The 15,129-nt window shown below is 72.6% G+C and carries 12 protein-coding genes; 6 read left to right on the forward strand and 6 right to left on the reverse strand.

Features of this window, described 5'->3' with window-relative positions:
* Positions 1-31: 31 nt before the first annotated feature.
* A complete protein-coding gene (gene trxA, locus HHX40_RS11835; RefSeq protein ID WP_111701033.1) occupies positions 32-397 on the reverse strand; it encodes a thioredoxin in 366 nt (121 codons plus the stop codon).
* Positions 398-524: 127 nt separating this feature from the next.
* Here trxA and ctaD point away from each other — a divergent pair, with 127 nt between their 5' ends.
* Entirely contained in the window at positions 525-2,210 is a 1,686-nt protein-coding gene (gene ctaD / locus HHX40_RS11840) for a cytochrome c oxidase subunit I (protein WP_182880599.1), read from the forward strand.
* 118 nt (positions 2,211-2,328) lie between these two features.
* Here the strand turns inward: ctaD and HHX40_RS11845 are convergent, their stop codons facing one another.
* The 3 genes from HHX40_RS11845 to HHX40_RS11855 form a co-directional block, all read right to left on the reverse strand.
* Entirely contained in the window at positions 2,329-4,839 is a 2,511-nt protein-coding gene (locus HHX40_RS11845; RefSeq protein ID WP_182880600.1) for an ExeM/NucH family extracellular endonuclease, read from the reverse strand.
* Positions 4,840-5,091: 252 nt separating this feature from the next.
* Positions 5,092-6,024, reverse strand: coding sequence for a universal stress protein (locus HHX40_RS11850; RefSeq protein WP_182880601.1), 933 nt, complete (start codon positions 6,022-6,024; stop codon positions 5,092-5,094).
* Between the two features lie 92 nt (positions 6,025-6,116).
* Positions 6,117-6,587, reverse strand: coding sequence for a universal stress protein (locus HHX40_RS11855; RefSeq protein ID WP_111701037.1), 471 nt, complete (start codon positions 6,585-6,587; stop codon positions 6,117-6,119).
* 452 nt (positions 6,588-7,039) lie between these two features.
* Between HHX40_RS11855 and HHX40_RS11860 the strand changes: the two genes are divergently transcribed.
* Complete coding sequence (locus tag HHX40_RS11860; RefSeq protein ID WP_182880602.1) at positions 7,040-7,756, forward strand: permease prefix domain 1-containing protein; 717 nt, start codon at positions 7,040-7,042, stop codon at positions 7,754-7,756.
* On the opposite strand, the gene HHX40_RS11865 is transcribed toward HHX40_RS11860, so the two are convergent.
* Positions 7,716-8,039 carry a helix-turn-helix transcriptional regulator gene (locus HHX40_RS11865; RefSeq protein WP_182875297.1) on the reverse strand — a complete coding sequence of 108 codons (324 nt, stop codon included), beginning with the start codon at positions 8,037-8,039 and terminating at the stop codon, positions 7,716-7,718. The two genes, HHX40_RS11860 and HHX40_RS11865, sit on opposite strands and share 41 nt — an antisense overlap.
* An 88-nt stretch (positions 8,040-8,127) precedes the next feature.
* Here HHX40_RS11865 and HHX40_RS11870 point away from each other — a divergent pair, with 88 nt between their 5' ends.
* Genes HHX40_RS11870 through cydC form a run of 4 tightly spaced genes read left to right on the forward strand, consistent with a single transcriptional unit; the run spans position 8,128 to position 13,676 of the window.
* The gene (locus HHX40_RS11870) at positions 8,128-9,315 is read left to right on the forward strand and encodes a cytochrome ubiquinol oxidase subunit I (RefSeq protein WP_182880603.1); all 1,188 of its coding nucleotides are present in this window, start codon (positions 8,128-8,130) and stop codon (positions 9,313-9,315) included.
* Between the two features lie 10 nt (positions 9,316-9,325).
* On the forward strand, positions 9,326-10,063 hold the full coding sequence (locus tag HHX40_RS11875) for a cytochrome d ubiquinol oxidase subunit II (RefSeq protein ID WP_182880604.1): 738 nt from the start codon (positions 9,326-9,328) through the stop codon (positions 10,061-10,063).
* A gap of 11 nt (positions 10,064-10,074) precedes the next feature.
* Positions 10,075-11,952: a thiol reductant ABC exporter subunit CydD gene (cydD, locus tag HHX40_RS11880; protein ID WP_182880605.1), complete on the forward strand. Its 1,878-nt coding sequence runs from the start codon at positions 10,075-10,077 to the stop codon at positions 11,950-11,952.
* A complete protein-coding gene (cydC, locus tag HHX40_RS11885; protein WP_182880606.1) occupies positions 11,949-13,676 on the forward strand; it encodes a thiol reductant ABC exporter subunit CydC in 1,728 nt (575 codons plus the stop codon). Before cydD ends, cydC begins: the two co-directional genes overlap by 4 nt.
* Before the next feature lie 59 nt (positions 13,677-13,735).
* Here the strand turns inward: cydC and HHX40_RS11890 are convergent, their stop codons facing one another.
* Positions 13,736-15,043 carry a S1C family serine protease gene (locus HHX40_RS11890; RefSeq protein ID WP_182880607.1) on the reverse strand — a complete coding sequence of 436 codons (1,308 nt, stop codon included), beginning with the start codon at positions 15,041-15,043 and terminating at the stop codon, positions 13,736-13,738.
* Between the last annotated feature and the right edge of the window lie 86 nt (positions 15,044-15,129).

Below are 15,129 nucleotides of genomic sequence, written 5' to 3' on the forward strand. Positions count from 1 at the left end.
GGGCCGACACGGCCCGGCGCGGCCCGGCGCCTCAGCCGTTCTTGGCCTCCGCCTCGATCTGGGCACGGATGGAGTCCATGTCCAGCGCGCGGAGCTGACTGATCAGGTCCTCGAGCGCCGGCTTGGGAAGCGCGCCCGGCTGCGCGAACACCACGATGCCGTCCCGGATCGCCATGATCGTGGGGATCGCGGTGATCTCGAACCCCTCCGACAGGCCCGGCTGCGCCTCGGTGTCGATCTTGCCGAACGTGATGTCCGCGTGCTCTTCCGACGCCTTTTCGAAGATCGGCGCGAACGATCGGCAGGGGCCACACCAGGACGCCCAGAAATCGAGCAGTACGATGCCGTTGTCGGCGATGTCGTTGAAGTTCTTCTCGGTCACCTCGACGGTTGCCATGGGCGACTCCTTTCAGTCGGTCTTCAGCGGGCATAACCAGCCGGACGATTCAAGCATTCCATTCGCAGTGAGCCTCATGTCACCGGGCAGGAGACCCCCTTGAGCTGACGTCCGAAGGAGCAGGCGGATGACGACCCACGCCGTACGGCCGAGTGATCTGGTGCCTCACCGGGGCCCCGGCGCCCGTCTCACCTCGTGGCTGTCGACCACCGACCACAAGGTCATCGGCAACCTGTACATGGTCACCGCGTTCTGCTTCTTCCTGGTCGGCGGCATCGAGGCGATGATCATCCGCGCGGAGCTCTTCGAGCCGGGGATGCAGTTCGTCACCCTGCAGCAGTACAACATGATGTTCACGCTGCACGGCAGCGTCATGCTGCTGCTGTTCGCCACCCCGCTGTTCGCCGGGTTCGCGAATGCGATCATGCCGCTGCAGATCGGCGCTCCGGACGTGGCGTTTCCCCGGCTGAACATGGCGAGCTACTGGCTGTTCCTGTTCGGCGGGCTGATGGTGGTGGGGTCGTCACTGGCGGGCGGGGCGCCGACCTTCGGGTGGACGGCCTACACGCCGCTGTCGACCGCGCCCTTCACCCCGCAGCTCGGCGGAGACCTGTGGATCATGGGGCTGGCGCTGTCCGGCCTCGGGACGATCCTCGGCTCGGTCAACTTCATCACGACGATCATGTGCATGCGCGCGCCGGGCATGACCATGTTCCGGATGCCGATCTTCACATGGAACGTCTTCTTCACCTCGATCCTCGTCCTGCTCGCCTTTCCGGTGCTCGCCGCCGCGCTGCTGGCGCTGGAGATCGACCGCAAGCTCGGCGCGCACATCTACGACCCGCAGACGGGCGGCCCGCTGCTCTGGCAGCACCTGTTCTGGTTCTTCGGCCACCCCGAGGTCTACATCATCGCGCTCCCGTTCTTCGGCATCATCACCGAGGTGATCCCGGTGTTCAGCCGCAAGCCACTGTTCGGGTACGTCGGGATGGTCGGCGCGACGATCGCGATCACGGCGTTGTCGGTGACCGTTTGGGCCCACCACATGTTCGCCACCGGCCGCGTGCTGCTGCCGTTCTTCGCGCTGATGACGTTCCTGATCGCCGTGCCGACCGGGGTGAAGTTCTTCAACTGGACGGGCACGATGTGGCGGGGCCACCTCACGTTCGAGACGCCCATGCTGTGGGCGGTGGGGTTCCTCGTGACGTTCCTGCTCGGCGGGCTGACCGGGGTCATCCTGGCCTCTCCGCCGCTGGACTTCCACGTGACCGACACCTACTTCGTGGTCGCCCACTTCCATTACGTGGTGTTCGGCACGGTGGTGTTCGCCATGTTCTCCGGCTTCTACTTCTGGTGGCCCAAGTTCACCGGGCGGATGCTGAGCGAACGCCTCGGGAAGATCCACTTCTGGATGCTGTTCATCGGGTTCCACCTGACGTTCCTCATCCAGCACTGGCTCGGCGCGCAGGGCATGCCCCGGCGGTACGGCGACTACTCGGCCAACGACGGCTTCACCTGGATGCACCAGGTGTCGAGCGTCGGGGCGTTCCTGCTCGGGCTGTCGACCCTGCCGTTCATCTACAACCTCTTCTGGACCTGGCGGCACGGGGAGAGGGTCACGGTGGACGACCCGTGGGGGCACGCCAACTCGCTGGAGTGGGCCACCTCCTGCCCGCCGCCGCGGCACAACTTCGTGTCGATCCCGCCGATACGGTCCGAGCGGCCCGCCTTCGACCTGCGCTACCCGAGGGCCGGCGGCAAGCCGGGCGAGCCGCCGGAGACCAAGCGGGACTTCGTCGATCCCAACGCGTGATCCGCCCACCGCGCCGGGCCCGTCGCGCGGCGTCACAGGTCCCGGCGCGTCGCAGGTCCTGGGGCGTCATGGAAAGGGGCCCCCGTCTCCGGGGGCCCCTTCCTTCACGTGCGGACCGTCAGCCCTTGCCGCCGGGCAGGTCCAGCCCGATGAGCAGCGGGTCGTGGTCGGAGGAGCGGAACGCGTCGGGCTGGTACAGCCCCGGCGGGTTGAACTCCGTGTTGTAGTCGAGAATGCGGGACTCGTCGGAGTTGACGTGCCAGATCGTCGCCCCGGTGACCCGGCTCACCAGATCCCCGCCGGCGAGGGCGTGGTCGAGCTCGCCCGACAGCCCGTCGAACAGGTAGCTGTAGCGCAGGGCCTCGGGGACGAACCTCTTGGTGAGGCTCACCAGCCCGCCCTGCTCCAGAGTGTGGATCGGGTCCTCCTCGCCGTACGCGTTGAGGTCGCCGATCACCAGCGGGCTGGTCAGGTGCATGCTGTCGATCAGCCCGAGCACGGCCCTGGCCTGCCGCACCCGCTCGTCGTTGTAGCAGCCCTGGCCGTGTTCCTGGTCCGGGGCGGGAGCGTCCGTGTCGCAGCCCTTCGACTTGAAGTGGTTGACGACCAGCGTGAACGACGGCCCGCCGTACACGCGGCGGAACTCCTGGATGAGCGGCGGGCGGCGGAAGACGGGGTCGGTGGACGACCTGGCGGCGCCGACCGGGGTGACCCTGGCCGGCTTGTAGATCGCCGTCACATGGATGACGTCGCCGCCGGGGTACGGGTGGGTGAGCGCCTTGTAGGTGCCGGCGCCGACCTTCGCGTTGAGCGCGTCCACGAGGGCCTGGACCGCGGTCTGCCCGTTGTTCTCCACCTCCATGAGGCCGACGACGTCGGCGTCGAGGCCCTGGAGGGTGGCGACGATCTTCGCGAGCTGGCGCTGCTGCTCCACGACCGTGTTCGCGCCGCGGGAGCCGAGCGTGGTGAACCAGTTCAGCGTGTTCAGGCTGGCCACCCGTACCGTGCCGCCGACCGCCTGGGGGGTGCCGAGGCGCGGGTTGGTGCGGGCGAAGCGGATCTCGGTGGTGGGCTGCAGGCGGTACACGTCGAAGCCGTAGGTCAGGACTCCGGTGACGCCGTACGCGGTGTCGCCCAGGCGGGGGACGCCCCGCGTCCCGACATACGGGATGGTGGCGGGGTTCTGCACCGTCGAGCCGTCGTCGATCAGCAGGGAGCGGCGCGCGTCGAGCGCGGGGTCCACGCCGTTCCGGTCGGTCGGCTGGAAGAGGCGGCCTCCGGCCGCGACGGTCACCTCGCCGTACCGGCCGAGGTTGTAGTGGTCGGTGAGGGTCAGCGGCTCGGGGAACGTCACGAGCATGTTCTCCAGCGGCTCGAAGGTCGTGCCCGCGGCCCTCGGCAGGGCGGTGTCGGCGGGCTTGACGCTTCCGGTGCCGCAGACGTCGACGGCGGTGACCGGCGAAAGCTCGGTCAGGCCGTTGAACTCGGCCACCCGGCCGGTGACGAGCACCCGGTCACCGACCTTGACATCCTTGAAGGATTCGCGGGCGAACGCGAACAGGCCGTCGGAGGTCGCGGGGTCGGCGTCGGGCGTCGGGTCCTGGAAGTAGAACCCGCTGAGCTGGTCGGTGCGCTGGAAGTCGCCGGTCACGACGCCTTCGACCCGGACCGTCTGCCCGACGAGCGGGGAGGCCGTCCCGCTGCCCTGCACCTCGGCGATCTGCCGGTCCGGCGACACGCCGCAGGGATCCCCGGTGGGCGTGGACGACGGCGACGCGGACGGCGTGGCCGAGGGAGAGGCAGAGGGTGAGACGGAGGGAGAGACGGAGGGAGAGACGGAGGGCGACGGCGTGACCGAAGGGGACTCCGACGGAGTCGCCGAGGGGGTCGCCGACGGCGACGGCGCGCCACACGGGGCCGGCGCCGTGGCCGTGTTGCGCGGGGCGGGCGCGCCCGAGGCGAAGTCGGCGGCGTTGTCGTCGGTGTCGGCGCAGCCGCCGCCGGCCCGCAGCGCGGCCGTGGCGTTGCTCAGCGTGGGAGCCGCCGCCGTTCCCTCGAAGTAGTTGGCGTTGCCGTATCCGACGAGGTCCGCGATCTGCGCGGTCTGCTCGGGCGTGCAGGGGATGGAGCCGCCGTTGCACGCGAGGCCCGTGGCCGAGCGGACCAGGGCGACCTTCCCGGCCGTGCCGCTCAGCGTGAGCGTGCCCACGGTGTCGGGCGCCGGGAGCGCGCCGCTCGGCGTCGTCCCGGCCGAAAGCTGGACCAGGTGATACTGCCCGGGGGCGAGCGAGCCCGACAGGTTCTGCTTCTGGGAGCCGAACGACCCGGTGCCGGTCGCGCTGGCGTACTGCAGCGACCAGCCGTCCAGGCTGACCGTGGCCGTGCCGCGGTTGAACAACTCGACGAAGTCGTTGGTGTAGGGGGCGCCGGTGTTGCCGCCGCCCCCGTACACCTGGCTGATCACGGCGGTGCCCGGCTCGGCCGAGGCGGGCACCGGGGAGATGGCGGTGGCGAGGACGGGCAACAGGCCGGCCGCGGCGAGCACGGCGACGGCCCGCCCGCGAACACGGCGGCGAAGGCCGCGACCACCGGGGTGGTCAGCGGCGCTGACTCGGGAGAGAGCACGCATGCCCCGGACTTTAAGGGCAAGCCCCCTCAACACCAGGACCAAATGGTGTCTTTAGTAAAACATTGGCTTAATTTGACGATCTGCCTACGGCACGGCAGTGCGCGTGCTGCCATTGCGCGGCGCGACCGGTGCTGGATCGGTCCATCGGGCGGGCCCGGCCCCAACCGGCTCAGCCCACCGGCTCAGCTCCCTGCGCGCCCTCCGGCCGCACAGATCCGGTCGGATCGAAGCGGGCGGATCGGTGCGGGCGGGTCAGGGATGGACGACCGCCACCGGACAGGTGACGGCGTCGATCAGCGGCCGGGTGACCGACCCGAGCCTGGCGAGCGCGCCCTTCTCCCGGGTCGCGCCGACGACCAGCATGGTCGCGCCGGAGGAGGCGTCGGCCAGGACGTCCAGCACCGGGCCCGAGACGGGCTGGAGCGCCGTCTCCACCTGCGGATACCGCTCCCGCCAGGGCCGTACGGCGGCCTCCAGAAGCTCGACCGCCTCCCGGCCGGGGACGTCGGACATCACCATGGGAGCCATGCCCGCGCTCCAGGCGGCGGCCGGATAGCGCATGGCGTGCACCGCGATCACCGACAGCCCGCGCAGGGCGGCCTCGCGGTAGGCGAAGGCGAGGACGTGGTCGTCACCGCCCCCGACGCCCGCGACGATCGGGCCGGGGTGACGCGGGTGCGGCAGCGATCCCACGCCGCGCACCACGATCACGGGACAGTGTGCGTACGTGGCGACGTGCCCGGCGACGGAGCCCATCACGCGACGGGCCGCTCCGCTCAGGCCCCGCGATCCCACCACGACGAGATCGGCCGTCGCCGACAACGCGACGAGCCTCTCGGTGGCCTGGCCCTCGAACAGGTCCTCCCGCACGCGGACGCCGCTCGTGCACTGGCGCGCGCACTCGGCGCCGTGCCACAGCACGTGCTCGGCCGCGTGGTGCAGCGACTTGCGCGCCTCCTCGTCGCCCGGGGCGTACGGCGACTGCCAGGCGTGGCACACGGTGATGGGCGCCCGGCGGAACTCGGCTTCGTCCATCGCCCAGTCGAGCGCCTGCATGGCGAAGTCGGAGCCGTCGTACCCGACGACGATCCCCCGGCCGGTCTCCTCGCCGCTCTCCCGGCTGGTCCCCTGGCTGATCCGCCGGCCGATGTCCTGGCCGGTCCCCTGCCGCCTGTCAGCATCCATGTCCTCAGGCTGCCCCGGCGCCGTACGGCCGGGCAGGGCGGAAAGTCCCGAAACGGGGAGGACGTCCGGCCCCGGGCCGGATCAGCGGCGGATCAGGAGCGGCTGCCGGCGAGCATCCCGGGACGGCGGTCGTGCTCCATTCCGGGCAGCACGACGACGACCGGGCACCTGGCCCGCAGCAGGCAGGCGGAGACGACGGGGTTGAGCACGGGGTAGGGCTCGGACTCGGCCTCGTGGGCGCCCAGCACCAGCAGGTCCGCGCCGTCCGTCGCGCGCAGCAGGACCTGGGCCGGAGGGCCCTCCACGACGACGGGCTCGACATGGCGCTCGCCGAGCTCGGCGACCGCCCGCCCGGCGATGTCCAGTGCGGCCCCCCGCTCCTCCTCCCGGGAGGTACGGCCCGCGATCGGCGCGTAGTGCGCGTGCAGCCCGCCCGTCCACTCCCAGGCGTACACCGCCTCCACCACCGCGCCGCGCAGCGAACCCTCGGCGGCGGCCCACCGAAGTGCGGCCTGCGACGCCATCGATCCGTTGATTCCCACCACGATCTTCGGCTGGTTCACGTCCCGCCTCGCTCTCCGCTCTCAGTCTCGCCCACCGGGGTTAACGGCATGTTGCCGTGGCGAAACGGTCAGAAGACAGGGGTCCACGAGCATCCTCGTACCCACAATGCCCCTCTGCCCCTCTCGTCCCATCGGGAACAGGCCATGTTTTGGAATGCGGCCCGGTCTGAGGACAGGGTATCGGTGGACCGGAGCGGTGCCGTTCCGCCGTTTTGCTCAGTCGAGAGCAACTCCTTTCCCGGCCGTTGCCGTGTCTCAAGAGGATCATGTCGGGGGGGCCGGCGGCAGTGCCGTAGGGCTCGTGCCGGGGTGGCGCAGGTCCCCGCGTCCTGGGACCTTCGCCCAGGCCCACCGGCGGGCGAGCACGGCGGATGGGGTACGGGATCGGGGATCACCCTGATGCGCCCCGGCCCCCCGGACCGTACGCTGGCCCCTGGCCGGGGAGGGAGTCCATGGCGGGGGCGGGTGTGATCGACGAGTACGTCGCGGCGCTGGGGCGTGCGCTGCGCGGGCCGTCCGGGGCGCGGCGCGACCTGCTGGCCGAGGCGCGCGACGGCCTGCTGGACGCCGCCGAGGCCTACGAGTCCGGGGGCCTGCCGCGGGCCGAGGCCGAGCGGCGGGCGATCGCCGACTTCGGCACGGTGGACGAGATCGCGCCCGGTTTCCAGCGGGAGCTCGCGGTGAGCCAGGGAAGGCGGACGGCGGCGCTGCTGTTCCTGAGCGTGCCGCTGACCGCGTTCCTGTGGGCGGTGATCTGGCGGATCTTCCCCGAGACCGCGCGGATCGAGCAGGTCAAGCCGGGGTGGTTCGGCCTGCTGGCCAGGGCGGTGGACCTGCTGCAGCTCGGCGTGGGGGTCGTGGGCGGGCTCACCCTGCTCGCGCTCGGCCGCGGCCTGCGGCGGATCCGCCGCCCCGCGCTGGTCACCCGGCGGCTGGGGCTGTTCGTCTGGGTGCAGACGCCGCTGGTCGCGGCGATGGGCCTGACGCTGGCCGCGGCCGCCCGGGGCCCGGTGGGGTTCGGGAGCTATCTGCCGGGCCTGGCCGTGTCGGCCATCAGTTATCTCTTCGCCGGATCCGCCCTGTTCAGCGCGGCCCGCTGCCTGCGCTGCACGACGGCGGTCACCGCGCTCAGCGCAGCGGATCGAGAACGCTCCCTATCGCGCTGGTGAACGAGCGCCAGGCCGACCGCTCCCCCGCCAGCGCCTTGCGCCCCGCGTCGGTGAGCCGGTAGGTCCGCCGCCTGCGCCCGCCGTCGGCGGCCCACTCCCCGGCGAGCAGCCCGGCCCGCTCCAGGCGCCGCAGCGCCGGGTAGACCGTCCCGGTCGGCACGTCGAGCGCGCCGCCGCTGCGCTCGCGCAGCGCCTCGATGATCGCGTAGCCGTGCAGCGGCTCGCGCTCCAGCACGGAGAGCAGCAGGGCGTCCATGTGGCCCCGGAGCGCGTCGGCGTTCACGATCGCAGCCTATCCAGGTTCGTCACGGCCTCAGTCTATATGTAGGCTGTCTACATGTAGGCAGCCTACGCATCTCCCTGGGGGAATCATGGACGTCGTCGATCTCGCCCGGCTGCAGTTCGCCGTGACGGGAAATCTGCATTTCCTGTTCGTCGTGCTGACACTAGGACTGGCCCCGCTGGTGGCGATCATGCACACCCGCCTCGCCATCAGCGGGAATCCCCTGTACGAGCGGATGACCCGCTTCTGGGGACAGATCTACGTGATCAACTACGCGCTCGGCATCTTCACCGGCCTGGTGATGGAGTTCCAGTTCGGGCTGAACTGGAGCGGGCTGACGTCCTACGCGGGTGACGTGTTCGGCACGCCGCTCGCCCTGGAGACGCTGCTCGCCTTCTTCCTGGAGTCCACGTTCCTCGGCTTGTGGATCTTCGGCTGGCACCGCCTGCCGCGCGGGCTCCACGTGGCCTGCATCTGGCTGGTGACGCTGACGGCGTACGCCTCGGCCCTGTTCATCATGGTCGCCAACTCCTTCCTGCAGAACCCGGTGGGCTCGGCCGAGGAGGGCGGACGGCTCGTGCTGCGCGACTTCGGCGCCCTGTTCACCAACCCGACCCTCGTCTTCGCGCTCCCCCACGTGCTGAGCGCCGGTCTGTGGGCCGGCGGGTTCGTCGTGATGGGCGCCAGCGCTTATCACCTGTACCGGCGCACCGCCGAGCGGGAGTTCTTCACCCGCTCCCTGCGCATCGGCGTGCTGACCGCCTTCATCGGGTCGCTGTTCACGGTGGGGTTCGGCTACGCCCAGTTCGGGCCGGTCAGCGACGTGCAGCCGGACAAGTTCCACGGGGCGGTCCCTGGGATCGCACTCGGACTGATGATCACGATCGGGCAGTTCGCCCAGTTCGGCGTGATGTTCGTGCTGGCGCCGCTGCTCATCCGCGACCTGCTGGCCCGCTGGCGCTGGCTGCACCCGCTCCTCATGCTCATGACCCCGCTGCCGTTCGTCGCGGCGATCGCCGGCTGGCTCACGCGCGAGGTGGGCCGCCAGCCCTGGCTGGTGTACGGCAAGCTCTCCGTGGCCGACGCCCTCACCCCCGGGCTGACCCCGGCGGCGATCACAGCCTCCCTCGCCGCGTTCGCCGGCGTGCTCGGCCTGCTCGCCGTCGTGGACTGGGCCCTGATCATCCGCGCCGTACGGCGGGGTCCCGGGGAGGTCGCCCTCGGTGCTCCCGACCACTCCGCCGATCACTCTCCCGCCCCCGCCCACTCGTTCTGAGGACCCCGCAATGGAGATTGTCTGGTTCGCGACGTTCGCCGTCCTGCTGGCCGGTTACTTCGCCCTGGAGGGCTTCGACATCGGGCTCGGCGTCCTGCTGCCCGTTCTGGGGCGCTCCCCCGCCGCCCGGGACCGCCTCGTCGGCGCGATGGCCCCGTTCGTGCTCGCCAACGAGGTGTGGCTGATCGCGCTCGCCGGAGTGCTGTTCGGTGCGTTCCCGGCGTTGGAGGGCCCGGTCCTGAGCGGCCTCTATCCCCTGGTCGCCGTCGTGCTGCTGGCCTGGATCGTGCGTGACGCGGGGCTGTGGTTCCGCCGCAGGGCCGGCGGCGCCCGCTGGCGGCTGGTGTGGGACGGCGCGGTGTGCGCAGGCTCCGCCGGGCTGGCCCTCGGCTGGGGAGCCGTGCTGACGGCCGTCGCACGCGGACTGCCCGCCTCACCCCTCGACCCGCTCGGCCTCGCGGGAGGCGTCGCGCTGCTGGCGCTGCTCGCCTGGCACGGGCGGACGTTCGCGGCCTGGCGGCTCGACGGCGCGCGGGGCGGTTCGCTGCTGCTGTCGGCCTGCGCCGCCGCGCTTCCCGCGGTGCTGGTAGCGGCGGGGGCGGCCGGGCGGATGCTCGGCGACGCCGCCCCGGATCAGACACTGACGGTGCTGGGTGTCATGGTGGTGCCGTTCGTCCCGTTCCTCATGGGCGCGCAAGTATGGGTGTGGCGCACCTTCTCGAAGGGCGCCCTGCCGACGTTCTTCTAGATGGGTGACCGGTGCACAAGGATCTCCTTCGGCTGGCCCGCGCCGAGCGGAGCGTCCGTCTCCACCTCGTCTGCTGCCTGGCGGCGGCGGTGGCGGCCGGGCTGCTCGTGCTCGTGCAGGCGGAACTGCTCGCCGGGGTACTGTCGGGCCGCTTCGCCGTCGCCGCGCTGCTCCCCCTGGCGCTGGTGGTCGCGGCGCGCGGGCTGTTCGGCTGGGCACAGGGGGTTCTCGCGGGCCGCGCGGCCACCGCGCTGAAGTCGGCCCTGCGGCGGCTGCTGCTCGGACGCGTGCAGGATCTCGGGCCGTCGTACCGGTCGGGTGAGGTGGTCACGCTCGCGGGGCGGGGGCTCGACGCGCTCGATCCGTACCTGACCGGCTATCTCCCGTCGGCCGCCGTGGCCGGGGTCGTGCCGTTCGCGGTCGTGGTCCGGCTGTTCGCCGCCGATCTCGCCACGGCGGTGATCGTGGTGCTCACGCTGCCGCTGATCCCGGTGTTCGGGGCGCTCGTCGGGTGGACCACCAGGGCGGTGACCGAACGCCAGTGGCGCGCCCTGGCCCGCCTCGGCGGCCACTTCCTCGACGTGGTGCGCGGCCTGCCGACGCTGCGCGCCTTCGGCCGGGCCCGTTACCAGGCGTCGGTGATCCGCGAGGTCGCCGAGGCGCACCGCGCCGCGACCATGCGCACGCTGCGGGTGGCCTTCCTGTCGTCGCTGGTGCTCGAACTCGTGGCGTCGCTGTCGCTCGCCCTGGTGGCGGTGCCCGTGGGCCTGCGGCTGCTGTCGGGCTCGCTCGACCTGCGCACGGCGCTGCTCGTGCTGCTGCTGGCGCCGGAGGCGTACCTGCCGCTGCGCGCGATGGGCACCCGGTTCCACGCCGCCATGGAGGGCGTCGCCGCCGCCGACGAGGCGTTCGCCGTGATCGCGCCCCCCGGACGGCCCGGCGAGACGGACGACACCGGCCGCGCAGCCGTACGGGAGGACGCGCCCGCCGGGGAGCCCCCGGTGACGGCGGAAGACGCCGCGCCCGCGACGGAGACGCGTGCGGAGCACGCCGCGCCGGCCGCGACGAGACGGGCGAGGGGCGCCGCTCCGCCCGGCGGGCCGGAGCCTCCCGAGATCCGGCTGGAGAACGTGACCGTGCGCTATCCGGGACGGGCCGAGGCCGCGCTCGACCGGGTCACGCTGGTCGTCGAGCCGGGTGAGCGGGTGGCGATCGCGGGCCCGAGCGGCGCGGGGAAGAGCACGCTGCTGCACCTGCTGCTCGGGTTCGTGACCCCCGACGAGGGACGGGTGATCGTCGGCGGGGAGGACCTCACGAGCCTCGACCTCGGCGAGTGGCGGCGGCGGCTCGCGTTCGTGCCGCAGCGCCCGCACCTGTTCGCGGACTCGGTGGCCCGGAACATCTCGCTCGGCTCGGCCGCCACGGCCGAGGAGATCCGGGCCGCCGCCGAGGCGGCCCAGGTGGCGGAGTTCGCCGAGTCCCTGCCCCAGGGGTACGACACCCCGCTCGGCGAGCGGGGGGCGAACCTGTCGGCGGGTCAGCGCCAGCGGGTCGCGCTGGCCAGGGCCTTCTGCCGCACCGGCACCGAGGTGCTGCTGCTGGACGAGCCCACGGCCCGGCTCGACGGCAGGAGCGAGGCGGCCGTCGTGGCGGCCACCCGAGGGCTGGCGCGGGGCCGTACGGCGATCATCGTCGCGCACCGCCCCGCGATGATCGAGCTGGCCGACCGGGTCGTCCGCCTCGACGGCGGCGCCCTCGTCGTCCCCGCCTCAGGGCGCGCGCCTGAACCGGGCGAGCGCGAACCGCGCGACGAGGCCGCGCTCGCCCACCCGCGCGCGAGACGCGGGGACGCGACGGAACCGGCGGAGCGACGGGAGGAGGCGGGATGAGCCGCACGAGGACGGACGGCCCGTCGCCGCTGTCGGTGGTCGCCGTCGCCGGGACGGGGCGGCGGCTGGTGCTCGCCGCGGTCGCCGGGTCGGCCGCCGACCTCGCGGGGGTGGCGCTCATCGCGTCGGCCGCCTGGCTGATCACCAGGGCCGCCGAGCAGCCGCCGCTGGCGGCCCTGTCGGTCGCCATCGTGGCGGTGCGGGCGTTCGCCACCACCCGGGGGGTGTTCCGCTACGGCGAGCGGCTGGCCGGGCACGACGTCGCGCTGCGCGCCCAGGCCGGCACCCGCGAGCGCCTCTACCGGGCGCTGATCCCCGCCGGGCCGCTGCCGCAGCGCGGCGCCGACCTGCTCAGCCGCATGGTGGACGACACCGACGCCGTGCAGGACCTGCTCGTGCGGTGCCTGCTCCCGGCCGTCGCCGCCCTGGTCACCGGGCTCACCGCCGTCGTGATCGCGGGCTTCCTGCTGCCGGTCGCCGCGCCGGTGCTCGCCGCCGGTCTGCTCGCCGCCGGACTGGCCCTGCCGGCCGGCACGGCCGCCGCCGCGCGCCGCTGGTCGGCGCGGATCGCCCCGGCCCGCGCCGACCTCGCCGCCCGGGTGGCCGACCTGGTGCACGGCGCGGCCGACCTCGCCGCGTACGGCGCGCGGGACGAGGCCCTGTCGGCCGCGATGGACGCCGACGGGCGGCTCGCCCGCCTCGAACGGGGGCAGGCCCGGATCAACGCCGCGGCGCTCGGGATCGGCGTGCTGGCCCAGGGGCTGACCGTCGCGGCGGTGGTCTGGGTGGCCCAGGGCGCCGGACTGGACCGGGTCGCGACGGCGGTGCTCGCCCTGACCTCGCTGGTGGCCTTCGAGCCCGCGCTCGCGCTGGGCGCCGCGGGCGAGCGGTTCGCGGCGGTGCTCGCGGCGTTGCGCAGACTGCGGGAGACGGCCGCCACTCCCCCGGCGGTCCGCGAGCCGGACGAGCCGGCGCCGCCGCCGGAGCCGCCGCTGACGGTCGAGGTGGAGGACCTGGTGGTGCGGCACGGCGGGCGCGAGCCCGCGCTGAACGGCGTGAGCCTGACGCTGACGCCGGGCCGCCGGGTCGCGGTGGTCGGTCCGAGCGGCGCCGGGAAGAGCACGCTGCTGTCCGCGCTGATGCGCACGGTGGAGATCGAGTCGGGGGCGATCCGCCTCAACGGAACGGATGTGCGCCGCCTGTCGTCCGACGACGTGCGGGCGCGCGTCACCGGCCTCACCCAGGACCCGTACGTGTTCCAGGCCTCGTTCACGGACAACCTGCGCCTCGCCGGGCCGAGCGCCTCCACCGGCGAGATCGAGGCGGCCGTACGGCGGGCCCGCCTGGACGCGTGGGCGGGCCGCACCGGGTGGGACACGGTGCTCGGCGAGGACGGACGCACGGTCTCCGGCGGCCAGCTTCAGCGGCTCGCGCTGGCCCGGGCCCTGCTGTACGACCCGCCCGTGCTGCTGCTGGACGAACCGGCCGAGGCGCTGGACGAGGAGACGGCCGACCTGCTCACGGCCGACCTGCTGGACGCCACCAGGGGCCGCACGACGCTGCTGGTCACCCACCGGCTGCGCGGCCTGGAGCAGGTCGACGAGATCGTGGTGCTGGAGGGCGGCCGGGTCACCCAGCGCGGCACCCACGCCGACCTCGTCGGCGCGCCCGGCTACTACCGGGACCTGTGGGAGTCGGAGGCGCTGACCCGGCGCCGCGCCTGAACGCCGATCGCCGGCGGGCCATCCCCCCGGAGGCCCGCCGGCGACGATCGTGGACGCCGTCAGTTCGTCGGCGAGTTCTCGGCGAGCGTGGCGGTGATGGTGTTCTCCTTGCCGTCGCGGGTGAAGGTGACGGTCACCTTGTCGCCGGGACGGGAGCTCCGGATGATGCCGAGGACGGCCTCGGCGCTGTCCACCAGCTTGTCGTTGATCTTGGTGATCAGGTCGCCCTCCTTGAGGCCGGCCTTCTCCGCGGGGCCGCCCGCCGTGATCGAGCTGACCACCGCACCCGGCGCGCCGCCGACCGAGTCGGCCACGCTCACGCCGAAGAACGCGTGGGTCGCCTTGCCCGTCTTGATCAGCTGTTCGGAGACCAGCTTCGCGGTGTTGATGGGGATCGCGAAGCCGACGCCGATGTTGCCGGAGCTGGAGCCCGAGGTGGCGATCGCGGTGTTGACGCCGACGACCTCGCCGGCCGCGTTGACCAGCGCGCCGCCCGAGTTGCCGGGATTGATGGCGGCGTCCGTCTGGATCATGCCGCCGATCGTCGTGCCCTGGCTCTGCTGCTGCTGTTCCTGCTGTCCCATCCCCCAGGGGAACTGCGGCTGCTGCTGCTCCTCGGGGCTCTCGGTCAGCGTGCGGTCGAGCGCGCTCACGATGCCGGAGGTGACCGATCCCTCCAGGCCGAGCGGGCTGCCGATCGCGAGCACCGCGTCGCCGACCTGGAGCCTGTCGCTGTCGCCGAGCGAGGCCGGGGTGAGCCCGGAGACGCCCTGCGCCTGGATGACCGCGAGGTCGGTGGTGGGGTCGGTGCCCTTGACGACGGCGTCCGCCGTCTTGCCGTCGCTGAACTTGACCCTGACCGTGCCGCCGCCCGCTCCGCCGGCCGTCACCACATGGTTGTTGGTCAGGATCAGGCCGTCGGCGGACAGGATGACACCCGAACCCTCGCCGCCGCCCGCGGAGGTCTTCACCTCGATCGACACGACCGAGGGCATGATCGCCTTGGCCACCGCCGCGATGGTGTTGCCGGAGGAGTTGGAGACCCCCTTGACCACCGGACTCGCGATCACAGGCCGGTCGCCGTTCACGCCGTTGGCGACGAGGGCCCCGGTGACCCCGCCGCCCAGCGCCACGGCCACGAGGGCGAGGCCCGCGCCCGCCTTCTGGCGAGCGGTCAACGTGCCCTTCCGCACCGGAGGCGCCGGGAACTGTGCCGTGTCATAAGGACCGCTCCCGTGCGAGCCGTACGCCTGGTAGGCCCCGGTGTACTGCCCGTGCTGCGGCGGAGTGCTGCCGAACTGGCTCCAGCCGTGGCTGGGAAGCACATCGGTGTTCTCGTTGCCGGGAACGTGCTCAGGTGAGCTCATCGCCATCCCCCTCAATGGATCCGCCGGTCATCCCGGCTCTCCGCCGGTACAGGTAATACGATGACGCATAGGCGATAAGGTCACGT

The organism is Microbispora sp. H10949 (genome assembly GCF_014161435.1).
Classification (GTDB): Bacteria; Actinomycetota; Actinomycetes; order Streptosporangiales; family Streptosporangiaceae; genus Microbispora; species Microbispora triticiradicis.